Annotated in this window: 24 protein-coding genes; 6 read left to right on the forward strand and 18 right to left on the reverse strand. The window is 29.7% G+C overall.

The features are described from left to right. The first annotated feature begins 113 nt into the window (after positions 1-113). Positions 114-497: a MarR family winged helix-turn-helix transcriptional regulator gene (locus AC5EAH_RS03900; protein WP_493493449.1), complete on the forward strand. Its 384-nt coding sequence runs from the start codon at positions 114-116 to the stop codon at positions 495-497. A 65-nt stretch (positions 498-562) separates the two neighbouring features. Continuing rightward, positions 563-1,432, forward strand: a complete 870-nt coding sequence (hchA, locus tag AC5EAH_RS03905) for a glyoxalase III HchA (protein ID WP_493493450.1) — start codon at positions 563-565, stop codon at positions 1,430-1,432. A 94-nt stretch (positions 1,433-1,526) separates the two neighbouring features. Here the strand turns inward: hchA and pyrG are convergent, their stop codons facing one another. The 6 genes from pyrG to AC5EAH_RS03935 all read right to left on the reverse strand — a co-directional run bounded on the left by pyrG (position 1,527) and on the right by AC5EAH_RS03935 (position 7,017). Next, positions 1,527-3,122 carry a CTP synthase gene (gene pyrG / locus AC5EAH_RS03910; RefSeq protein WP_493493451.1) on the reverse strand — a complete coding sequence of 532 codons (1,596 nt, stop codon included), beginning with the start codon at positions 3,120-3,122 and terminating at the stop codon, positions 1,527-1,529. 121 nt (positions 3,123-3,243) lie between these two features. After that, positions 3,244-3,735 (reverse strand): DNA-directed RNA polymerase subunit delta, encoded by a 492-nt coding sequence (rpoE, locus tag AC5EAH_RS03915; RefSeq protein ID WP_493493452.1) that lies wholly within the window; start codon positions 3,733-3,735, stop codon positions 3,244-3,246. A gap of 98 nt (positions 3,736-3,833) precedes the next feature. Beyond that, entirely contained in the window at positions 3,834-4,025 is a 192-nt protein-coding gene (locus tag AC5EAH_RS03920) for a hypothetical protein (RefSeq protein ID WP_493493453.1), read from the reverse strand. Between the two features lie 10 nt (positions 4,026-4,035). After that, a complete protein-coding gene (gene argS, locus AC5EAH_RS03925) occupies positions 4,036-5,718 on the reverse strand; it encodes an arginine--tRNA ligase (protein ID WP_493493477.1) in 1,683 nt (560 codons plus the stop codon). Continuing rightward, positions 5,690-6,127 (reverse strand): DUF1934 family protein, encoded by a 438-nt coding sequence (locus AC5EAH_RS03930; RefSeq protein ID WP_493493454.1) that lies wholly within the window; start codon positions 6,125-6,127, stop codon positions 5,690-5,692. Before AC5EAH_RS03930 ends, argS begins: the two co-directional genes overlap by 29 nt. A gap of 8 nt (positions 6,128-6,135) precedes the next feature. Further along, entirely contained in the window at positions 6,136-7,017 is an 882-nt protein-coding gene (locus AC5EAH_RS03935; RefSeq protein WP_493493455.1) for a YitT family protein, read from the reverse strand. A 151-nt stretch (positions 7,018-7,168) separates the two neighbouring features. Here AC5EAH_RS03935 and AC5EAH_RS03940 point away from each other — a divergent pair, with 151 nt between their 5' ends. Genes AC5EAH_RS03940 through AC5EAH_RS03950 form a run of 3 tightly spaced genes read left to right on the forward strand, consistent with a single transcriptional unit; the run spans position 7,169 to position 9,338 of the window. Further along, positions 7,169-7,933 carry an amino acid ABC transporter substrate-binding protein gene (locus tag AC5EAH_RS03940; RefSeq protein ID WP_493493456.1) on the forward strand — a complete coding sequence of 255 codons (765 nt, stop codon included), beginning with the start codon at positions 7,169-7,171 and terminating at the stop codon, positions 7,931-7,933. An 11-nt stretch (positions 7,934-7,944) separates the two neighbouring features. Next, on the forward strand, positions 7,945-8,595 hold the full coding sequence (locus AC5EAH_RS03945) for an amino acid ABC transporter permease (RefSeq protein ID WP_493493457.1): 651 nt from the start codon (positions 7,945-7,947) through the stop codon (positions 8,593-8,595). Continuing rightward, positions 8,592-9,338, forward strand: coding sequence for an amino acid ABC transporter ATP-binding protein (locus AC5EAH_RS03950; RefSeq protein WP_493493458.1), 747 nt, complete (start codon positions 8,592-8,594; stop codon positions 9,336-9,338). The genes AC5EAH_RS03945 and AC5EAH_RS03950 overlap by 4 nt, the downstream gene beginning before the upstream one ends. Before the next feature lie 100 nt (positions 9,339-9,438). Here AC5EAH_RS03950 and AC5EAH_RS03955 read toward each other — a convergent pair whose 3' ends face one another. The 4 genes from AC5EAH_RS03955 to AC5EAH_RS03970 all read right to left on the reverse strand — a co-directional run bounded on the left by AC5EAH_RS03955 (position 9,439) and on the right by AC5EAH_RS03970 (position 15,823). Beyond that, positions 9,439-9,993, reverse strand: coding sequence for a hypothetical protein (locus AC5EAH_RS03955; protein ID WP_493493459.1), 555 nt, complete (start codon positions 9,991-9,993; stop codon positions 9,439-9,441). Between the two features lie 290 nt (positions 9,994-10,283). Further along, positions 10,284-12,248, reverse strand: a complete 1,965-nt coding sequence (gene metG / locus AC5EAH_RS03960; protein ID WP_493493460.1) for a methionine--tRNA ligase — start codon at positions 12,246-12,248, stop codon at positions 10,284-10,286. A 127-nt stretch (positions 12,249-12,375) separates the two neighbouring features. Continuing rightward, positions 12,376-14,103: an ABC transporter ATP-binding protein gene (locus tag AC5EAH_RS03965; RefSeq protein ID WP_493493461.1), complete on the reverse strand. Its 1,728-nt coding sequence runs from the start codon at positions 14,101-14,103 to the stop codon at positions 12,376-12,378. Beyond that, entirely contained in the window at positions 14,090-15,823 is a 1,734-nt protein-coding gene (locus tag AC5EAH_RS03970; RefSeq protein WP_493493462.1) for an ABC transporter ATP-binding protein, read from the reverse strand. Before AC5EAH_RS03970 ends, AC5EAH_RS03965 begins: the two co-directional genes overlap by 14 nt. A gap of 384 nt (positions 15,824-16,207) precedes the next feature. Between AC5EAH_RS03970 and AC5EAH_RS03975 the strand changes: the two genes are divergently transcribed. Beyond that, complete coding sequence (locus AC5EAH_RS03975) at positions 16,208-16,984, forward strand: sulfite exporter TauE/SafE family protein (protein ID WP_493493463.1); 777 nt, start codon at positions 16,208-16,210, stop codon at positions 16,982-16,984. Positions 16,985-17,015: 31 nt separating this feature from the next. Here the strand turns inward: AC5EAH_RS03975 and AC5EAH_RS03980 are convergent, their stop codons facing one another. The 8 genes from AC5EAH_RS03980 to lacA all read right to left on the reverse strand — a co-directional run bounded on the left by AC5EAH_RS03980 (position 17,016) and on the right by lacA (position 24,239). Then, the gene (locus AC5EAH_RS03980; protein WP_493493464.1) at positions 17,016-17,654 is read right to left on the reverse strand and encodes a hypothetical protein; all 639 of its coding nucleotides are present in this window, start codon (positions 17,652-17,654) and stop codon (positions 17,016-17,018) included. A gap of 141 nt (positions 17,655-17,795) precedes the next feature. Further along, the gene (gene lacG, locus AC5EAH_RS03985; protein WP_493493465.1) at positions 17,796-19,205 is read right to left on the reverse strand and encodes a 6-phospho-beta-galactosidase; all 1,410 of its coding nucleotides are present in this window, start codon (positions 19,203-19,205) and stop codon (positions 17,796-17,798) included. A gap of 12 nt (positions 19,206-19,217) precedes the next feature. Then, positions 19,218-20,861 (reverse strand): PTS lactose transporter subunit IIBC, encoded by a 1,644-nt coding sequence (locus AC5EAH_RS03990; protein WP_493493478.1) that lies wholly within the window; start codon positions 20,859-20,861, stop codon positions 19,218-19,220. 88 nt (positions 20,862-20,949) lie between these two features. Further along, positions 20,950-21,282 (reverse strand): PTS lactose/cellobiose transporter subunit IIA, encoded by a 333-nt coding sequence (locus tag AC5EAH_RS03995; protein WP_493493466.1) that lies wholly within the window; start codon positions 21,280-21,282, stop codon positions 20,950-20,952. Then, complete coding sequence (locus AC5EAH_RS04000) at positions 21,272-22,132, reverse strand: PRD domain-containing protein (protein WP_493493467.1); 861 nt, start codon at positions 22,130-22,132, stop codon at positions 21,272-21,274. The genes AC5EAH_RS03995 and AC5EAH_RS04000 overlap by 11 nt, the downstream gene beginning before the upstream one ends. A gap of 188 nt (positions 22,133-22,320) precedes the next feature. Continuing rightward, positions 22,321-23,262 (reverse strand): 1-phosphofructokinase family hexose kinase, encoded by a 942-nt coding sequence (locus tag AC5EAH_RS04005; RefSeq protein WP_493493468.1) that lies wholly within the window; start codon positions 23,260-23,262, stop codon positions 22,321-22,323. A 15-nt stretch (positions 23,263-23,277) separates the two neighbouring features. Next, on the reverse strand, positions 23,278-23,796 hold the full coding sequence (gene lacB, locus AC5EAH_RS04010) for a galactose-6-phosphate isomerase subunit LacB (protein WP_493493469.1): 519 nt from the start codon (positions 23,794-23,796) through the stop codon (positions 23,278-23,280). Positions 23,797-23,807: 11 nt separating this feature from the next. Further along, complete coding sequence (gene lacA, locus AC5EAH_RS04015) at positions 23,808-24,239, reverse strand: galactose-6-phosphate isomerase subunit LacA (RefSeq protein WP_493493470.1); 432 nt, start codon at positions 24,237-24,239, stop codon at positions 23,808-23,810. Positions 24,240-24,263 lie beyond the last annotated feature (24 nt).

The raw sequence follows: 24,263 nt of genomic DNA on the forward strand, positions 1-24,263 counted from the left end.
AATAGGCTACATCGCAATTAATTCTCATTATAAATTGATTGACATCTAATTGAATATATTATATTGTAAAGTAGTTGCTTGCACAAGCAATAATATGAAAGTGAGGCGATTTTGTGAATACTAATATTATTAAATGGTTAAATTTAAAAAACTTAAATAATCAAATTTTTAAAGAATTAGAATTATCCTTACAACAATCTAACCATGCCATGAGTTTAAACGAATTTTACGTTTTATATTTTTTACATCATGTAGAAAATCATGAATTACGTATGAAAGAATTGAGTGAGAAAATAGGCTTGAGTTTAAGTGCCACTTCACGTATGCTAGACAAATTCGAAAAAAATTGTCAAGTAATTGAACGTCGACATTGCACAGAAGATAAACGCGGTGTTCAAGTCATATTAACACAATTAGGTGAAGAGATTTTAAACGATACTTTACTCACAGTTGATCGTGTACTTAAAAAATATGAAAAAACTTTATCTATTTTTTAAAATTAATTACAAATAATCGTCTTAATTTGACAACTATATTCCCAATGGTCATTAGGAGGATTAAAATGATAGAATTAAATCAACAACCAAAACGAGATATGGCAGAAAACAATGCTTATTTTCCATCAGACTATTCATTAAGTCTATATACACGCCCCATAACAGATTTTGATGGTTTTAAAATTGATGCACCTTATACAGGTAAAAACAATAAAATTTTGATGGTCGCTTCAGACGAAAGATATTTAAAAACTAAAAGTGGTAAATTATTTTCAACTGGTAACCATCCTGTAGAAACATTATTACCTATGTTACATATGGTTAATGCAGGTTTTGAAATTATCGTCACAACTTTATCGGGTAACCCAGTTAAATTTGAAATGTGGGCAATGCCTGAAGAAGATAAAGTCGTAATGGATTTTTATAATCAATATTTAACTAAATTTGAAAAACCATTAAAATTAAGTGAAGTTTTACCTGAAGTCATTAAAGAAAATACTAATTATGCTGGTGCTTTCTTCCCAGGTGGTCACGGTGCTTTATTAAATTTACCAGAAAGTAAAGAAGTTAAAGCCGTATTACATTGGGCTGTAGGTCAAGAAAAAGAAATCGTAACATTATGTCATGGACCAGCAGCATTATTAGCTGCTACCATAGATGAAGATAAAGATAATTTCTTATTTAAAGGTTACAAGATCAACGTATTCCCTGATGCTTTAGACGAAGGTGCCAACCAAGAAATCGGTTATATGCCTGGTAAATTACCTTGGTTATTAGCTGAAAGTTTAGAAAACTTAGGTGTTGAAATTTTAAACGAAGGTATCACTGGAGAAGTACATAAAGATCGTAACTTATTAACAGGTGATAGCCCATTAGCTGCAAATAATTTAGGTATTTTAGCTGCACAAGAGTTAATTAACTCTGCTAAAAAATAATTTAAAAATAAGAGATTGCACTGAATAGCGCAATCTCTTATTTATACGGCTAAAAAACTATCAACTCAACCATGATTGAGCTGATAGTTCAGTATTAATGTTTCAATGCAGCACCTACAAAGGCTTTAAATAATTTTTGTGGGCGTGTTGGACGTGAGATCAATTCAGGGTGGAATTGCCCTGCCACAAAGAATGGATGATCTGATAATTCTACAATTTCAACTAAACGTCCATCTGGGCTTGTGCCTGAGAAAACTAAACCAGCTTGTTCTAATTTTTCTCTATAGTTATTATTAAATTCATAACGGTGACGATGACGTTCTTGTACTTCTTTCTTTCCATAAGCTTCGTAAGCTTTTGTTCCTTCAACTAATTGACATGGATATAAACCTAAACGTAGTGTTCCACCCATATCTTCAACATCTTTTTGATCTGGTAATAAATCAATAATTGGATATGGTGTATTCGGATCTAGTTCTGAAGAATGCGCACCTTTTAAACCTGCAACATTACGTGCAAATTCTACTGCTGCTAATTGCATCCCTAAACAAATACCAAAGAAAGGCACTTGGTTTTCACGTGCATATTTGATTGCAGTAATTTTACCTTCAACCCCACGTTCTCCAAAACCACCTGGAATTAAAATACCTTGTAATTCTTTTAAAGTTTCTTCAACATTCTCTGGTGTAATATCTTCTGATTGAATATAACGTAAATCAATATCTGCTCCATAAGTATAACCAGCATGTTTTAAAGCTTCAGCTACTGAAATATAAGCATCGGGTAATTCTACATATTTACCTACAATTCCTATCGTTACTTTTTTATCTAAATGACGAACTTGTTCTAACAATACTTCCCACTCTGACATATCTGCTGGTGGTGCCGTAATACCTAATTTATTTAATACGATATCATCCATTTTTTGAGCTTGTAAAGCCATTGGAATTTCATATAATGTATCTGCATCACGTGCTTCAATGACTGCATCTGCTTCTATATCACAGAATAAAGCAATCTTATCACGTAATTCTTCTGTTAATGGTTTTTCATTACGTAAAACAATAACATCAGGTTGAATACCTAAACCACGTAATTCTTTAACAGAATGTTGTGTCGGCTTAGTTTTCATTTCTCCTGCTGCTTTGATATAAGGTAATAATGTACAGTGAATGTATAAAACATTATCACGTCCTAAATTAGATCGAATTTGACGAATGGCTTCAATGAATGGTAATGATTCAATATCTCCAGTTGTACCACCAATTTCAGTAATTACAACATCAGCACCTGTTTCCGCACCTGCTAATAATAAACGCTCTTTAATTTCATTAGTAATATGTGGAATAACTTGGACTGTACCACCTAAATAATCCCCACGGCGCTCTTTACGTAAAACTGTTGAATAAACTTTACCAGCTGTCACATTAGAATATTTACCTAAATTAATATCAATAAATCGCTCATAATGTCCTAAATCTAAATCTGTTTCTGCACCATCATCCGTAACAAAAACTTCTCCATGTTGATAAGGACTCATCGTTCCTGGATCCACATTTAAATAAGGATCAAATTTTTGAATTGTTACTTTCAATCCTCTATTTTTTAACAAACGTCCTAAAGATGCAGCCGTAATACCTTTACCTAATGAAGATACCACACCACCTGTCACAAAAATATACTTAGCCATACTGTCCTCCTATTTTATAAAATAAAAATAGCTCCCTTTTAAAAAGGGAGCTGTTAATACCGACTCCAAAATTTTAGAGTGCCCGTATAATATACTATCATAATTTGACTTGATGTCAAGATTAGAACTCACTATCTTCTTGAGAATTTTCAATATATTTTAATAGAATATCACTTTTAGAATCTGCAAACTCATCTTCATCATAAGTTGTATCTTCTTCTACATCATCTTCAATTACTTCTTCAGCTTCAGAAATTTCATCTAATTCATCTTTAAATACTTCTTCATCTTCAAAAATAATATCTTCATCTTCATCATCAAAACGATGTACTGAAGGTTCAGTATAAACTAATATTTCATCAACTTCTAACCAATCACGTAGCGCCCATGCTTGATCTTCAATACGTACAAAACGACCATCTACATTTAATGTTGTATAAAACTGAACAGTTCTTGTTGCAATTTCTTCATCTGTATATTGTCCAATTTGTTTAAAAATAGCTACTAAATCATAAAATGATTTAGGTTCGCCTGTTTCAGATAAATATAAATATGCTAAATCAATAAATGACATCTCATCAATTAGTGTTTTAGTAACTTCGCTAAATTTCATCTTTATGCCCATTCCTCTCAATTTACTGTTTTTCATTATATCATGCAAGACATTATTTGCAAATATTTACTATATCAGTTATACGCTATCAGCTAACTTTATTCAATAGTATTTCGATATTTATTTATTTTTTTTATTTCTCTAATTAATAAGTAACCAAAAATAATCGCAATAGATAATAAAGGAATACTTGCAAATTGCTTATTGTATACTAAAAACGTAACAACTAACAAACTAATAATTGCAATTGTACACAATAAAGTCACTTTATCTATATGAATTTTTTTCATCTTATTACCTCTACATTTGTTCAGGTGCATTGACAGCAATTAATGTTAATGCATTTTTTAATGTGATTTTAGTTGCTAAAGCTAACTGTAATAAACTTGCTGATAATTGAGGTTGCTCAAGATCAATAATTTTTTGAGCATTATAAAATTTATGGAATGCTGTCGCTAATTGATTAATATAATTAGCTACACGATGTGGTGTACGGTGTGCTGCTGCTTGTGCAACAACTTCTGGAAATTCTGCCATTACTTTCACCAAATCTAATGCCGCTTCTGATGTAATTAACGATAAATCAGCTGCTTGTGTAAATTGTAAACCTTGCTGTTCTGCTTGACGTAAAATCGAACAAATTCGAGCATGTGCATATTGTGCATAGTAAACTGGATTATTGCTTGACTGTTCTTTCGCTTCTGTAAAGTCAAAATCTAAATGTGTATCACTAGAACGCATTACTAAGAAATAACGTGCTGCATCTACACCTACTTCATCAATTAAATCTCTAATCGTAATTGATTTTCCGGTACGTTTACTCATTTTCACTTCTGTACCATTTTCTAATAAACGCACTAATTGCATGATTAAAATTTCTAAATGACTAGGCTCATTACCCAAAGCTGCCACTGATGCTTTTAAACGTGGCACATAGCCATGGTGATCTGCACCAAATAAATTAATTAATTTTTCATACCCACGATCAAATTTATCTTTATGATAGGCGATATCTGGTGTGAAATAAGTAAAGCTGCCATCAGCTTTAATTAATACACGATCCTTATCATCACCTGTATTAAATGAAGTTGTTTTTAACCAAGTGGCACCATCTTTTTCATAAGTTGCTTGGCGTTGTGCTAAATCTTGTAATGTTGCTTGTACTTTACCAGATTCATACAGTGAAGTTTCACTATAAAAATTATCAAATTCGATTCTAAAATCAATTAAATCTTGTTTTAATTTATTTAATTGATAGTTAACAGCATATTGACGTAAAAATACTAAACGTTCTGCTTCATCTTTTTCTAATAATGTGTTACCAAATTCTTTAGCTAAAATTTCTCCTAAAACAACAATATCTTTTCCATTATAACCATCTTCTGGCATTGCTTTATCAAGACCTAATGCTTGTTGATAACGTGCATCAGCTGACAGTGCTAAATTATTAATTTGATTACCTGCATCATTGACATAAAATTCTCGCGTCACATCATAACCAGCCGCTTTCATCATTCTTGCTAAAGCATCTGCTACAGCACCATTACGTGCATGTCCGACATGTAAATCACCTGTTGGATTAGCTGATACATATTCTAGTAACACTTTTTCATTATTACCTGCTGTTGATTCACCATAATGCTCACCTTGTTCAATAACTTCAGAAATGACTGTTGTTAAATAATCTGCTTTTAAATAAAAATTAATAAATCCAGGTCCTGCAATTTCTACTTTATCAATATTAGCTTGTTGTTTATCTAAATTCTCTACAATTTTTTCAGCGATTTGACGTGGTGGTTGTTTTGCTAATTTAGTCAATTGCATAGCAATATTACATGCAAAATCACCATTATCTTTATGACGTGGTGTTTCTAAATGAATATTCGGTATGTCTGTCGCTTCAACTAATTGTGCTTTAATAATAGCTGACTGTATCGTATCAGCTAATAAATGTTTAATATCTTTCATTGTTTTCTCCTTCATTATGAGTATATTCAAGATAAATACCTTGTTGTTTTTTATCTTCTCCTGCTAACCACAAATCAAAAATAACTTGATAAATAATTTTACTATCTGTATAAGTTAATGTTTGTGACAATGTTTGCAAATCATATTTCATTGTACCATAAATATGTCTCAAATGACTGCTATCTTTTTGATCCACATTAAATTTAAATGTTAAATTAAACGCACCTTGACGTTTTAAATAACCTTGTTGACCATTTTTATTTATTTTTAATAAATTATCTACTTTACCATAATCCATTATTTCTTGAAACTGAATAAAAATAGAAGTTGGTTTGTCTATACATTTGGCTGGTAATGTTGTTTCACGTGTAATATATTGTTGCCCTCGTACCAAATCAAAATTTTTTAAATAAATTTTTCCCATATCTACTCCTAAACTTTATCTTTTTGAACAAATCTTCCCATGATTTTCATGACTTGTGTAATTGTAACAAAAGCACTCGGATCAATTTCTTTCATCAACATTTCAAATTTATACAATTCATGTCTAGACATGACACAATAAAGCATAGTTTGATTTTGTTGATAAAAACCACCTTTACATTCTACTTCAGTTACACCATGTCCTAAATAACGATAAATGGCATACTTCACTTCTTTTTGTTTAGTTGTGACAATATGTGCAGCTAATTTCATATGTTTAGTATGTATAATATCAATGACACGCATTTTAGCATATAGAGAAACTAAAGTATATAAAGCTGACTCTGCATTATACATTATACCTGCACCAATAATAATTAAAGTATTTAAGGCCATCATATAGTTCCCCATTGAACTATCTTTAATTTTAGCAATAACAATCGCTACAATATCCAAGCCACCTGTTGACGAACCATATTTTAGTGTGTACCCTATACCTACACCACCAATCACACCACCAAATACTGCATTTAATAAACCATTATGTGTTAATTCTCCTGTTGGTATAACCCCTAAGAAAAATGTCGTTGCCACAATAGAAATCATCGTTGTAATGGTAAAAAATCTTCCCAATTTTGCCCATGCTAAATAAATAACTGGTAAATTTAAAAGTAAGTACATTGTACTTAGTGACAATTGAACAGGTAGATGATAAATCGCTGAACCATCTGATATTAATTGTGCTAATCCAAAAAAACCACTACTAAATAAATGTGCTGGCACTAAAAAATAATTAACTGAATAAGCATTAATTAAAGCACAAACTAACACTACGATAATAGTTTTTATTTTTCGAATGAGTAAACGATGTTCTTCCATAAATGTCGTCATCTATTTTACCTCTTTCTTTCATAATATAGTCAATTTTAACATAGCCCATTTATCATTACCACGAATGTTTTTTAATTTTTTAACTTCAACCTCATTTACTTTAGTTCGCTAATGTGTTAAATTAATTATTATACATTATGGAGGCATATATATGATTAAAAAATCTATCTTTATTTATTTATTTTTATGGTTCATAAATATTACATTTATCTTTTATTATCAGCAAGAAAATTCTCAACAAGCCGTAAAAAATGATACTATTATTGTTGGCTTAGATGATACTTTTGCACCGATGGGATTTCGTGATGAAAATGGTGAAATCATAGGTTTTGATATTGATTTAGCAAAAGAAACTTTTCAACGTTTAGGTAAAAAAGTTATTTTTAAACCTATCAGTTGGGAAAATAAGGAAGCTGAACTTAACAATCATAAGATAGATGTTATATGGAATGGTCTAACTATCACACCTGAAAGACAACAAGCCATGGCAATTACTGAACCTTATATCGAAAATACATTAGTTATCTTAACAAAAAATGAGCCTATTACTACTTTAGATATGTTAACAACCAAAGTAGTTGCTATTCAAACAGGAAGTTCAGCACAAACTGCTTTAATGAAAACACATTTTCCTGCTAATCATATGAAAAAATACAATGACTATTTAACAGCTTTAATTGATTTAGAAGCAGGACGTATAGATGCCGTTGTTATTGATAAAATCGTAGCACAATATATTGCAAAACAGCAAAACAAACATTTTATGATGTCTGAAAATATATTCGATAAAGAACAGATGGGTGTTGCAGTACAAAAAGATAATGTCAAATTACGCAACGAAATTAATCACACATTAAAAGAAATAAACCAAGACAAGACATTCGATGAAATTTATAATCAATGGTTTGCTCATTAGTAGGAGGTTATATGTCTAACTTAACTTATATATTACAAGGTTTACCCGCCGTGTTAATTGTTTATTTATCCACTTTACTTATTGCTTTTCCTTTAGCGATCATTATATCTATGTTATTTATTAAACGTAATCCATATATTAATCGTGCAATTAGTATCTACACTTGGATATTTAGAGGTACGCCCTTAATGTTACAATTATTTTTCTTATACTATGGTTTATTACCTATATTAGGTTTAGGATGGTCATCACTATTAGTTGCTGTAATTACTTTTGTATTAAATTATCTTGCTTATTTAATTGAGATTTTACGTGGTAGTATCGAGGCTATTGATAATGGACAATATGAAGCGGCTTATGTTTTAGGCTATCAACCATGGCAAACTGCTTTATTTATTATTATGCCTCAAGCTATTCGTATGAGTTTACCTGCACTATCAAGTGAAGCAATCACTTTAATTAAAGACACATCTTTAATTAATATTATTACTATTGTAGAAGTATTAGCACGTACTAAAGAAATAGCTAATCGCGAAGCATCTATTACACCTTATTTACTAACTTTCATACTTTATTTAGTATTAAGTTCTTTTGTAGTCGTTATCTTTAGAAAATTAGAACAACGTTTTGCCTTAGGTCAAGAACAGGAGCAGAAGTTATGATCACAATAAATAATATGACAAAATCTTTTAATAATAAAATTATTCTCAAAGATATTTCACTAACTATTCCAACTAAACAAGTTTGTGGTATTATCGGACCTAGTGGTAGTGGAAAATCAACTATTTTACGTACCATTTGTGGCTTAGAAGCTATTGATAACGGTGAAATTTTAATTGATGGACAAGATATTGGTATTACCAAATCTATGGGACGAGGCAACCGACAAATACTTGATAAAATTACCATGGTCTTTCAACATTTTAATTTATTTCCTCAATGGTCTGTCGGTGATAATATCATTAATACATTGATGTTAACTAAAAAACTATCACGTGAAGCGGCACAAACCATTGCCAAAGAAAAATTAACTTTAGTTGGTTTAAAGAATTTTGAACACCGTGCCGTTCAAAATTTAAGTGGTGGACAAAAACAACGTGTTGCTATTGCACGTGCTTTAGCTATGAATCCTGAAATTTTATTATTTGATGAACCAACTAGTGCACTTGATCCAGAATCAGTTAATGAAGTATTAGATATTATTCGACAATTAAAAACTTTAACAGACACAACTATCATCATCGTGTCACATCAACTAGAATTTATTAAAGAAGTTTGTGACTATACTTATCTCGTAGAAAACGGACAAATTGTTGAAAGTAATACTAATCAACAACTATTTAATACCCCACAACACCCAAGAACACAAGCATTTTTAGCAACGTATTTTAATAAGATGAGTTGAATGAATACTCAATTTCATATATTTTTAACATACTAATTACATACTAATTTATACAATGGATTTACTTTTAAATTTTTTATCAAAGTAAGTTCATTGTATTTTAATATATTTTTCGTTGTAATTGAATTCTCTGTTTAAAAATAATATTTTTCTTATTTTTCTTTTCTTCTATAATTCGATACAATACAGATTCTATAGGACTATTTTGATATTCAGTAAAAGTAAAATATATTTCTATGTTTTCTTCCGTACTATTTGATAATATTTGATTGTTATCAATTTTTATCAGATTAGCACAATTAAAATTTTTTTCATGTCCGTTTTTTACATACTGCCCATATATATCAATAGCTGCTGAATGATAAAGCATTGCATAAGGTAAATTATCTTTTTTTGTTCCTTTATATTTACATCCTCTAGAAGCAATAAATGTATTAAATATATCTTCATATTTATTTTTACTTATATTTATACCTAAAATTTTTTGAATATCTTTTCTAATTATCTCTTTATTATTTAAGATAATTTGTTTAATTTCTTCTGATTCCTTCTCATTCTCTCTTAATTGTGTATTTCCTAATTGATTTGGATTATACAAAGTACATAATTCTTTTTTTGATTCATTAATTTCATCAAATCCTTCAACATTATTCAAACAATGTTTGCCGTAAGTTTCAATTTTATTTGTTTTATTCTGTTTATATTGATTACTATACAAATTAATAATTTGAATAGGATTTCTACACTCTGGACAAATTGCATAATAAATTTGTTGATTTTTACTATTTTTTTGATAATAAGGTTCTTTTTTATAAGTGTATTTTTCAAAATTATCTATAGTAATTTTATATTTTTTGATGAATCTTTAACTGTAAATATATCCATTATTTATTCTCCTTATTATAAAAAATGGCATAAGTTATCGACTTATACCATCTCCATATTTTATTTTATTTTTGAACCATTAGCGACTTCTTTAGCAATCTCTACTACTTGCAACTTACCGTCTGTTTCGGATGATAAAATCATACCTTGTGACATTTCACCACGAATTTTTCTTGGTTTTAAATTCGTCACTACGGCTACTTTTTTACCGACTAATTGCTCAGGTTGATAATATTCTGCAATACCTGATAAAATTTGACGTTGTTCTGTACCGAAATCTAATTGGAATTTTAATAATTTATCGGCTTTAGGAATGCGTTCACACTGTAGAATTTCACCTACATGAATTTCTAATTTAGCAAAATCATCAATTGTAATTTCTGACGCCTTTTCTTCTACCTCTTCTTTCACTACTGGTTGCATCTGTTCTTTAATATAAGCAATTTCTTTTTCAACATCTAAACGTGGGAAAATTGGCTCACCTTTCGTAACAACCTTAGTATTTTCAGGAATAATACCAAATTGACGTACTGAGTCATAAGCTTGTAATGCTGCTTCAGTAATATTTAATTGTTCAAAAATACGTTTTGGCGTTTGTGTTAAAAATGGTTGTAAAATCACTGCGATCATTCTTAAACTTTCAGCTAAATAATTCATTGTACGTGCCAAATCTTGACGTGTTGCTTCATCTTTAGCTAATACCCATGGTGCTGTTTCATCAATATATTTATTTGTACGTGCAATAAATTTAAAGATACTTGTCATTGCTACTGAAAATTGTAAATTCTCTAATGCTTCTTCTACTTCATTAATCATCACTTGTGAAGCGTCAATTAATGCCGTATCAAATTCATTTTGTGGTGCTTGATAAGTTGGTATTGTGCCATCAAAATATTTATTAATCATTGCTACTGTACGATTTAATAAATTACCTAAATCATTAGCTAAATCATAATTGACACGATGAACAAAATCTTCTGGTGTAAATACACCATCAGAACCAAATGGAATTTCACGTAATAAATAATAACGTAATGCGTCTAAACCATAGCGTTCAATTAACATATTAGGATAAACAACATTTCCTTTAGATTTACTCATTTTGCCTTCTTTCATTAAAATCCAACCATGAGCAAATAATTTCTTAGGTAATGGTAAATCTAATGCCATTAATAAAATTGGCCAATAAATAGCATGGAAACGTACAATTTCTTTTGCCATTAAATGAACATCTGCTGGCCAAAAACGTTTGAAATTCGATTCATCTTCTGATAAGTAACCTAAAGCTGTAATATAATTCGCTAAAGCATCAATCCAAACATAAACAACGTGTTTCGGATCATTAGGGACTTTTACACCCCAATCAAATGAAGCTCTAGAAACTGCTAAATCTTCTAAACCAGGTTTGATAAAATTATTAATCATTTCATTTTTACGATTGGCTGGGTAAATAAATTCAGGATGTGCTTCATAATACGCTAACAAACGATCAGCATATTTACTCATACGGAAGAAATAAGCTGGCTCTTTCACTAATTGGACTTCATGACCACTTGGTGCTTTACCACCTATCATTTTACCATTATCATCACGATACACTTCTGCTAATTGTGTTTCTGTAAAATATTCTTCATCTGAAACAGAATACCAACCTTCATATTCACCAAGATAAATATCACCTTGTTCAACTAAACGTTCGAAAATTTTAGCGACAACTGTTTTATGACGTTCTTCTGTCGTACGAATAAAATCATCATAAGTAATGTCTAAATCTTGCCATAATTTTTTGATTTTACTAATCATACCGTCAACATATTCGATTTCTGATAAACCTTGTTCACGTGCTTTTTCTTGAATTTTTTGACCATGTTCATCAGTCCCAGTTAAATAATGTACATTAAAGCCTTGTAATCTTTTATAACGCGCCATAACATCCCCAGCAACAGTTGTATAGGCATGACCGATATGTAAATCACCACTTGGATAATAAATCGGAGTTGTAATATAATAATTTTGTTTAGTCATTGATAAATTTCTCCTAATTTTAAGTTATACAGTCAATTATATCATAGAAACATCTGATAAAAAAGTAACAGAAAAACAAGAAAATGAGGTTAAGAAAAACGGATATTTTTTCTTAACCTCATATATTTTAACTTTTAATTTGTGTTTGATACATCTTATTATACACACCTTGTTGTGCAATTAATTGTTGATGCGTACCACTTTCAATAATTTGACCTCTATCTAATACGTAAATACAATCAGCATTTTTAATGGTAGATAAACGATGTGCAATAATTAAAGTTGTACGTCCTTGTTTCACTTCTTCAATAGCTTTTGTTACATATTGTTCTGTCTGACTATCAATATTTGCAGTCGATTCATCTAAAATTAAAATTTTAGGATTTTTGGCAAGTGCACGTGCTAAACAAACTAATTGCTTCTCACCTGTTGATAAATTTTTACCCCCAATATCTATTTTAGATTGTAATGTTCGACCTTGTTCTAGTATGAAACTTCCACCAACTTTTTCTAAAGCATATAAAGCTAAATTTTCATCTAAAGTAGGTGTAATATTTTCTAATAAAGTGCCTTCAAATAAAAAAGCATCTTGTAAAACAATGGCTAAATGTTGTTGTAAATCTTGACGACTATAATGCACAACATCTTGATTATTTATCAGTAATTGTCCTTTTGTCGGTTGATAGAATTTAACTAATAAATTCATAATCGTACTTTTACCACTACCGGTTGCACCTACAAATGCAACTGTTTGATTAGCTGGAATAGTCAGATGAATATCTTTCAATACATCATGTTCACCATCATAACTAAAATACACATGTTCAAATTGAATATTTCCCTCAAAATGTTCAATAGCTTTCCCTGCTTGATCTATTTCTGGTGTCATTTGTAAAATTTCTTCAATATTTGTTGCTGCACCTACAGCTCTAGTATAGGCACCAATCCCCATTGTAAAATCTGCCACACGATAAATAATATCTGTCGTATAATTAATATATAAATAAACCATACCTAATGTCACACCAAATACATGGTAATGTTGAGAATACGCATAATAATAAATAATACCAATAAAAGTAATCGCACGAATTAAAGTAGATAAATTATGTAGTAACAAACTATCTTTAATATTCAATCTTTTCCAATACAAATATCTCTCTTGATTATGTTGATCCCAATTATCAATAATATTTTGTTCTTGATTAAATGCTTTAATCACTTCTAAATTTTGATAACCTTCATTAATCAAAGCGTTGCTATCTGAAAATTTCTTACGATAACCTTTAATATCACTCATGGCAAAACGATTATATAATCTTGTAGAAATGAATAGTATTGGCAATAATAGCAACATTACACTCGCAAATTTTATATCAATCATAAACAACATAATATAGATGAATAATATCTTAACGACAATAACAACTATTTGTATGAAAGTAGAGACAAAAAATTGACGAATTTGTTTAACATCATTCGTTATACGTGAAACAACAGCACCAGCTGGCATATCATCAAAATATCTAATAGGTAAACTTTGAATATGATCGTAAATTTTAGTTTGAATATTAACATAAATTTTATTCGCACCTTTTACTAAAAAAATATTCATAATGTAATTTGAAATACCTGACACTAATAAAATCAACCCATAGCCAGCAACAACTATTAATGATTTAACAAACATTTGATGTGTTAATGGTCCCGTTTGATCGAACATACGTGATAGAATATACATGCCAATAACACCTAAACCAACGTTTAAAATCGAAAATGATAAACCAAACATATACTCACGACGTGCTTCTTTAATATAAGGTGTAAATTGTAATAGAGGATTAGTCTGTTTCATTATTAGTTTCCTCCTTATTTTGATAGTCATTTAATTCTGCATACCACGAACACGTATTTAATAAATGATTATGTGTACCCATACCGATTATCTCACCTTGATTTAATACTACGATATTATCAGCATGACGAATAGCAGAAATACGGTGTGAAACGATAATATTTGTTTTATCTTGTCGATAATTTTTAATATGATCAATAATATTTTTTTCTGTATTGGCATCTACCGCACTTAAACTATCATCTAAAATTAAAATATCTGGTTGTGCTAATAATGCCCGTGCAATACCTAATCTTTGTTTTTGACCACCAGATAATGCTACACCATTTTCACCAACCAATGTATCCATACCTTTATCAAATTTCTGAATATCTTTATCTAAATCAGCAATTGTTAATACTTCTGCTAATTTATCTTGATAATCATGTCTGAAAAATAAAATATTATCTTTTAAAGATTGTGAAAACAATTGATATTCTTGTGGTGCATAACCTATATGTGCACGAATAGCCTCAGTTGTATATTGATGAACATCTTTGTGATCAATATATAATTGTTGTTGCGAAATAGGATATAAACGTAGTAATTGTTTGACTAAAGTAGATTTTCCGCTTCCTGTTTTACCAATTATGCCTAATGTTCGACCTTTAGGAATAGATAAATTAATATCTTTCAGTACTAATTTATCATCATAACTAAAATTAAAATTTTTAAATTGGATAGCTTCATTAAAAACAAATGGTAATTTTGCTTCATCATTATTAACGACCGGTTCAGGTGACATTAATTCTGTCATACGTTGCAAACCTTGTTTCAATTCAACGACTGCAATAATACCTGAAGCAAGTGCAGTATATGGCCATTGTAATAAAGCAAGTGCCACACAAGCTGTAACTAATTGCCCTAATGTCATTTGCCCGTGTTCAATTAAATAAAAGCCATAAGTTACGGCAATAATATAAGCAGCAGCCATTGAAAATGTACTCAAAGGCTGATAAATTAAAGTACGTTTCATATAAGCTTCATTAGTCGTCGCATAAGTCTTTAATTTACCAACAAAACTCGTTCTTACTTTATCTAATAACTGATAAGTTCGAATAACACGAATCCCTTTAACATTTTCTAACGTTTCTTCTGTTATTTTATCATTAATATTTGCCATTTGTTGATATAATGCTTCTTGTGGACGTCTCTGTAATGAGAAATAGATTGTTTGTATAATCATTGGTAAACTCACTAATAATGTAAATACAGCATTCGATTTAGTATAAATCAATCCTGTAATTAATACATTATATAGCACACCATCAAAAAAACTTAATAAACCGTAGCCAAAAAATGGTGCAATATATTCTGTAATATCATTCGTTGTACGACTAATCACTTCTCCAATTGAAAAGCGATTAAACAATACAGGTGTATGCTGATAAACACGTTGTTGCATACGATAAGTTAAATCACTAATCACACTATCATAGCCAATAAAAACATAGTATTCTTTAAAAGCACCTATAATATAGCCAGCCATACCTATCATCATTAAAATAAAAATATGATATAGCACAGCATCGTAAGTTAATTGACCATCCCCTATACCATCGACTATTTGATTTAATTGATTAGTTGGATATAATGTTAAGAAATAACTCAATATTGAAAAAATAAATATTGAAACTAATCGCCACTTATCTCGCCAAAATAATTGTATCAATAAATGCATATTATCCCCCCTTTTTATATGACTTGAACTTATTCTATATTAAAATGGATTTAAATACAATACATCCAAACCTAAAAAGAAACTTTTATTCTAAAAGTATATAGATAATTTTTTTAAAAAAAGATATATGTTATTAGTATTTTTTTAATTTTAACTACTCTTAAACCTACTTAAACAAAATACGATTTAACTTATTCATATAATTAATGATAATACAATTATTGCTTATTGATACACTACAAAACAACTGATAAAACTCAGTATAACTAGGATTTATCAGCATCAGAACACACTCCAACTAAATAAATATCTACGTTAGTAACTATTCACAAACCAATGAGCATGTTATAATTTATATAAATTCATCTGTTTGGGAGGCTTTTTATGATTGGATTTATTTATTTTATTGTCATTATTATCTCAAATATTATAGGTGCTATTTCCGGCATGGGTGGCGGTGTAATTATTAAACCCTTACTAGATTATTTTAGTTTTCATGAGCCGTTAACTATTGCACTATATTCTAGTATCGCTGTATTTTCAATGTCATTAATTTCCATCTATAAACAATCTCAATCTACAAATCAATTTCAATGGTCACTATTATGTTTTTTATCATTAGGTTCAATTATGGGTGGCATTATTGGTGATAAATTACTATTACATATTTCACAATTATTTAGTAATAATAATTTTATAAAAATTACACAAATTATCATTACCATCATCATATTATTAGGTACTTATCTATATTCAAAATTCTCTATTAAAAACTATCACTTTACTAATAAAATTATTTATATTGTGACAGGTTTATTGTTAGGTACTATTGCATCATTTTTAGGTATCGGTGGTGGCCCAATTAATGTATCATTATTAATTTTCTTATTTTCACTACCCATTAAAACTGCCACAACTTATTCTATTGGTACAATTTTCTTTTCACAATTATCTAAGATAATTTCTAATATCATGACTGGTTTTCCACCACAATTTGATTCTTCATTATTGATTTACGTGATTAGTGCAGGATTAATTGGAGGTTTACTAGGTTCTATTCTTAAAAATTTTGCTTCAGATAATATTGTCAAAATTGTTTTTGAATATATTATTATTTTAGTGATTATAATTAATTTATATAATTTAATTACTATTTGGTAATAATAAAAACGCACTGTTCCAGTGCGTTTTTTTATCCTTGTTTCTTCCAAGTGAAAATTAATTGTGTGTATTCATCAACAAATTCTTTAGATCCTTCTATAGCAATCGTATAAACTTCTTTTGTTGATTGTGGATCTTGGAAAAATAAAGTTAATAAATGTTTTTCTGGTTGTTTTAAGACAACTACGATTGGATTTAAAAACATATCCGCTTTATCTACTTTTCCTGCTTCTACTTGTTCTTGTGTAATTTCCATTTGTTGATATGATTCAAGTAATTTTGTTGCTAATGCCTCACTAGTTAAATCTGGATTTGTTGATGTATCTATTTTAGCCCACGTCACTTTATTATGGTTAGATTTATCAGCAAATTGAATCGCATGATTTTTTTCAACTTCTTCATTTCCTGTTACACGTGAAAAATCACCAGGTACTGTCATAAAACCTTGATCGACACGTCCAGCACGTATATAATTTTTCCCTTTTACTTCATAAGGTTGTGTTACAACACCATCCTCAGAAACATCTACTATATTTTCATTAGTTGTTTCACTAACTACTTCACTACTGATATCTTCACTTGTTGTTTCTGTATCTAATGAATCACTACATCCACCCATGAATAACATGCTACTTGTTACGAGTATTGCTAATTTTTTATTTAATTGCATCTTCATTACTCCTTAAAATTATATTGTGCAATATAATTATAACTTATAACCGTTTATTTTTCATTAAAAATAAGCTGAGCGATAATACCCAGCTTATTTATCTATATTACACTTAACTTTTCTTCCCTACATTTAAGTATATTATTTATTATCAATTGCTTGTGATAATTGTTTATACCAATACGCACTCTTCTTTGGATAACGTTTTTGTGTTTCAAAATCTACATAAAATAAACCATAACGTTTATTATAACCATTTGACCAAGAAAACATATCTTGTAATGACCAAATAAAGTAGCCTGAAACATTAATACCATTTTTTATTGCCTTAGCAATATATTCTAAATGACCATTAACATAATCAATACGTTCATCATCTTGAATCATATCTTGTTCATTTTCCATATGTTCTTTTTGTCCAATGCCATTTTCCGTAATATAAATTTCTTTACAATTCGGATAATCTTTCCATACACGATTCAACATATCGTACAGACCTTCTGGATAAATATACCAATCCCAATCATTTCTTGGAATATTAGGATTATGGACAATTTCAGATACACCTTTCAAACGATAAACAGAAGTTCCCTTATCTCCTGTACCATTGTGATGAATATAACTTTCTTCAGTACATGCTTTTACCCATGCACTTTGATAATAATTAATACCTAAGAAATCTAATTGTCTTGCTGCTTTTCTCATTACTTGTAATTGTTCTTCTGTAATAACAATCTTCTCCTGATTATTAATTGCTATAATTTGATTCACTTTCGTAATCGTATCTGCTGAATAACCACCTAAAAATGTCCCATCTAATAAAAATTTATTTTGTAACACATCTTGATTAGCACGAGCTTTCAAACTTTCTTCGCTATCATCAATTGGATAAAATGTTGTCAAAGCATGTACATAACCTATTTGACCTTGATAACCACCTTCTTTAAAAGCATTAACTGCTAAAGCATGTGCATAATTTAAATGATGTTGCGCTTGGAATGCTTTATCTAATCTGTATTTTATACCAGGAGGAAAGGCACCTGTTAAATATTGTCCACTTACATAAGCACCTGGTTCATTAATCGTAATCCAATGACGAACTTCTTGATACTCTGAAAAACAAAATTTTGCAAAATCAACAAAATATTTAACTGTATCTAAATTTAACCAATCTCCTGCTAAATGTAATGTTTCTGGTGTGTCAAAATGATGTAATGTCACAAATGGTAAAATATCATGATCCAGACAAGCTTTAAATACTTTGTGATAATAATCAACACCTAATTGATTGACTTGTCCATAACCCGTTGGAAAAATACGTGACCATGCAATAGAAATACGAATGGCTTTTATACCAAATTGTTGTGCTAATTTAATATCTTCTTCATACTTATGATAAAAATCACTTGCTGGATCCGCTAAAAATCTACCTTCTTTTTCTAAGAAATAATCCCAACAAATACGTCCTTTACCGTCTTCTTTTGTTGCACCTTCTACTTGATAGGCAGCTGTTGCACCTCCCAATATAAAACCTTTAGGTAAATTTACCATCTTATTATCCTCCTATTTTTCTAAATGTTCCGCTATAAATGCTAAAGCTTTTTCAGAATCACGTGTTAATTGAATATATGTACGACCATTTGTTGTTGCAACTTTCACGCCATATTGATCACAATATTTAATTAGTTCTTCTTTCATTGATTCCATTTGTGGTGCTAAAATAACTAAATTCATATTTTGAATTAAATCCATATCCTGACCATAAGCACGTGCTGTAGCTTGTAATTTTAAATCACGTTCCTTCGCCAATTTATTTAAAGCATTAGCTAAAATACCACTTGTACCGCCACCAGCACATAAAACTAAAATATTTGTTTCATCTGTCGGTACAAATTCTTCTGTTACTATCACTTCATTCGATACTATTTCTTCTTCTGAATGTTGTGCTTCTTCTGCTAATTTTTCTTTATCATATACTTTAATAAACGGATACCAAATAATTGTATCTACTACTAATAGAATTGGTACTAATAAAAAGGCTAATGGTGCAAAACTTGTTGTTAATATAATACCGATAGGTCCTGGTGTCATCCATGGAAATAAATGCATCGGGCCATTCATATGTAATGTTTCAATAAAGAATTTACCAATCCAAGAATTAATAATTGGTGTAAAAATAAATGGGAAAAAGAATATTGGATTTAAAATTAATGGTGCTCCAAAAAGAACAGGTTCGTTAACACCAAAAGAAGTTGGCACGACTGAAATTTTTCCAACAACTTTCAATTCTTTAGATTTACACGCTAACATAAATAAATATGGCACGACGAAAGTTGCACCTGTTCCACCCATTAAAGCAATAAAATCTTGCATATTTTGTGTCAAAGCATGCGATGCTTGTTTACCACTTTGGAATAATGCTAAATTTTCTGATGTATTTAAATAATAAATCGCAGTAACCGCTGGGCCCACAATTGAAGGTCCATGTACACCAATAAACCAGAAAAATGCTGTAAAACCAAAAATAATAGCAAAACCTAAATAACTATCCGCAGCACTAAACAATGGCGATAAAGCATTGATAATTAATGCTGCTAAATTATCATTAAAGAAATGACGAATCATTAAATCAATTACCCAAAAAAGTGACACTGATAAAGCAAAAGGTAACATATCTTTAAAAGTTTGTGCAATATTACCTGGCACTTGAGGTGGCATTTTAATTGTAATATTACGTTTCATACAGAAGTAATAAATATTCGGTACAATAAATGCAACTACAAATGCTGCTAATAAACCACGACTCCCAATATCTCCTACTGATAGTCCATTTTCAATCGGATTAGATGCAATGATTAAAAATGAAATCTGTGAAGCCACAAATACAGATATTGGATTTAACTGACTTGTCTTAGGCAACAATGTATTTCTATTATCGGTCAATGACTTAGCAGTTGTCCCTACAATGAACAATGCTAAAATTCCCATTGAATAGTTATACATTTTCATTAAAATGTTGGCTGTATTATCACTCCATTTAAATCCCCAAGTATTCGGAATAACTGTTATTAGTAAAAATATAGAAGAAAAAATAACAATTGGCATGACAGCTACAAAACCATCACGAATGGCTGTCAAATAAGGATTGGCTGCTATTTTTTCAAAAAACGGCTTTGCTTTTTCAATTAAAGCAATCAATTTTTTCATCATATCAAAACTCCTTTATCATAATTTAGTATGTTATTTCAAGTTAGTAAAAATCAGACATATGCTCTTTTACTAATAGTTGAATAAATTATTTTGATTTTAAATCTTGTATTTCTTTATATAAATCAATTAAATAACGTGCTGTATCACGTAAAGCCATTGTCGTCATTAATGAATCTTGTCCATGAATCATTGTAAAACTCATTTCACCTGTTTGTTCTTGTGCTTCTGCTGCTAATACACTCGTTTGTTCTCTATGCGCTTCTGAAATAAAACTATTTGCTTCGGTTAAATGTGCTTCTGCTGCTTCAAAATCGCCCGCTTTAGCACTTTCAATGGCTTTAAAAACTGCAGATTTTGCATCTCCTGCAATAGCTACAATTGTAAATCCAATCATCATATTTTCTTCTCTAGTTATCATTATCTCTTACCTCCATTAATCTTTCGATATGAATAATTAAATATATTTCTTCGTTAACATCTATTAAAATATTTAACTCTTGTTGCAATCTCATTTTAATTTTTTGTACACTTTGATATGCATCATAATTTGTTTCTTTCAACTGATTTAAAAAATTACGATCTAAACTTTTATTATGTCTTTTATGATGCTGCGCTTTAATACGATCTTTAAAATATCTAATATGTATAAAAAAACGCTCAAATAAGTTTTGATTGTGTGATCGTCTTACAATATTCAACTCTTTTAAAATTTCTTCAAAAATACGAAATATATCATCAGAATTTTCTATAACGCTGAGTTCTCCATTAATTAATTTGCTTTCAGAGTTAATAAAATGTAGTGCAATTGCATTAATCTCTGCTAATGGTAATTGAATATTAAAGTTTTGATTAAAAATTTGTAATGCTTGTTCACTAATTTGATAATGAATCGGATAATCATACGATAAATCTGGTAATTTAGGTGCAATATATTGATTATCTAAATATTTTTTATATGCACTATACAAATGATCAGTTAGTGTAACATATATATAATCTTGCAAATAAATAAAATATTTCTCTTTAGCAACATTAATTATTTCAAATGTTGTCATAATAAAATTAATCGGTATATCTTGTAATAACAATATTAAATTATCTGCAATTTCACTTGTCTCTAGCACATAAATTTTTTCTATTTTATCTTGATTAACCAAATCATTCACTTTTTTAGCAAAGCCAATACCCGAACCTAACACAACACATTCGACACCATTATCTTTCAACGCAAGTACTGTATTATTATTCAGTACTTTAGTAATTTTCATTCTCCTTTCCACCTTCTTTCAAAATTAATTTAAAGTGAATATCAAGTATCATGAAAAAATAAATAAAAGCATGACATATTAACAGAAATAAAATTTCTGCAAAATATATCATGCCTAATTTAATAGTAACACTGTTATTTACTTTATCTAAAATATACCATATCACTTTTAATTTGTAAAGGTTTACTTTATTTAATGTATTGAACTTTAATTTGCTCTTTTATAGATATAACGTCTTCATTAGCAATCTTTGGTGTCCATTGTAAACAATTAGCTGAAGCATAAGCACAAGCTGTTACAAGATCATCAACTAATAATTTCCCTTGTGATATTTGATAAGCAACAACACCTAAGAAAAAATCTCCAGAAGCAATTGGATTTTTAACTTCTATAGAAGGTAAAGTTAATTTATAAAATTGTTGTTCTAATCTTGCAATAACACCTTTAGAACCTAATGTCACAATAAAATAAGGAATTTCATGGGTAACATGTTGTTTTAAAATTTCTAATATTTGTTCATCACTATCTATTGAAAATTGTGGAAATAATTCTGCTAGTTCTTCATCATTTATTTTAATCATAATTGGGCAACATTGATAAGCTTGTTGTAACGCAGCACCACTCGTATCAACAATTAATTTTACATTATGTGGTAACTGTTGTGCGATTTGTGAAATATAATTATCAGGCATACCTTGCATTAAAGAACCTGAAAAAACTACGCTATCTCCTGTTTTTACATTCTTTAATAAATTATTAGTAAATATTGTCAACAATTCTTTTGTTAAAGTAAATCCCGGCTCATAAACCAAATACGTATGACGTGTATGACAATCAACATGAATCGTACAAGTTCTTGTGTTTTGTTCAACTTGTGTAATAATTAAAGGATTATTATCTTGTTGATTTAACTGCTCAAGATATTTACCCATCATACCACCTAGCATAGTATGAATACAGAATAGATTTTCTTGATTATGACTTTCTTTTTTTAGTGCATAAGCAACATTAAAACTTTTACCGCCTGCATTTTCATAAACTGCTAATGGTCGGTTAACAATATTAGGTTGAAAATTATCAATTAAAATTGTACGATCTAATGCAGGATTTGGACAAACTAAATGAATCATCATTAATCTCCTTTATTAATCGTGATAATAACCTTCTACCCACTTTTTATTTTCTTCATCAAAAATATGCGCATTTTGTGCAATATTAGTATCAATTTCACCAATCGCATCGATTTTTGCAATTAATGCTTCTTTTTCTGGTGTTGATAAATAAGGTGTTTCAATAAATGTTTGTACAATATGATGAATAAAATTTTGACCTAAAATTCGACCACCGAAAGCAACAATATTAGCATTTAAATTCTCTCGAGCATATTGAGCAGTAGCTACATCACCCACTAATGCTACACGTGCACCTTTAATTTTATCACTTGAGACAGAAATACCTACACCTGTCCCACATAATGCTACACCAAAATCTGCTTCACCATTAACAACTGCTTGTGCTATTAAACGCCCATAAATAGGATAGTGTGTTCGATGCATATCATAAGCACCTACATCTATTACTTCATGTCCTAAGTCTTTTAAAAACTCCGAAATTTTCATTTTTGTATCTGTAACAATATGATCACAACCTAATGCTATTTTCATTGTTTTTCCTCCTAACATAATTTATTAAGCATATCAATACGTACTTGATGACGCCCGCCATCATAACCAGCAGATAAATAACTTTCTGCACATGCACAAGCTAAATCTTTACCTAAAATACCTGCTCCTAAAGCAATAATGCGTGTTGAATTATGACGAATTGTCATCATTGCTGAATGTTCATCACTAACTGCTGCACAAATTATACCTTTAAACTTATTGGCTACCATATAACTCCCTACAGCAAAGCGGTCGAAAATAATACCACGACTAGTGTCATCTTTTCTCATTTCTCGAACTAAATTTTCAGTAATATCAACAAAGTCTTTACCTTCTTCTATTGGTGTTGTATCAATAATTTCGAAACCTTTACTTATCAAATATTCTTTGACGTGTTCTTTTAATACAAAACCATCATGGTCTGCTGCAATAAAAACTTTCATTATGTACCCTCCTGAAATCATTTT

The sequence above is a fragment of the Staphylococcus sp. B1(2026) genome, from assembly GCF_058895785.1.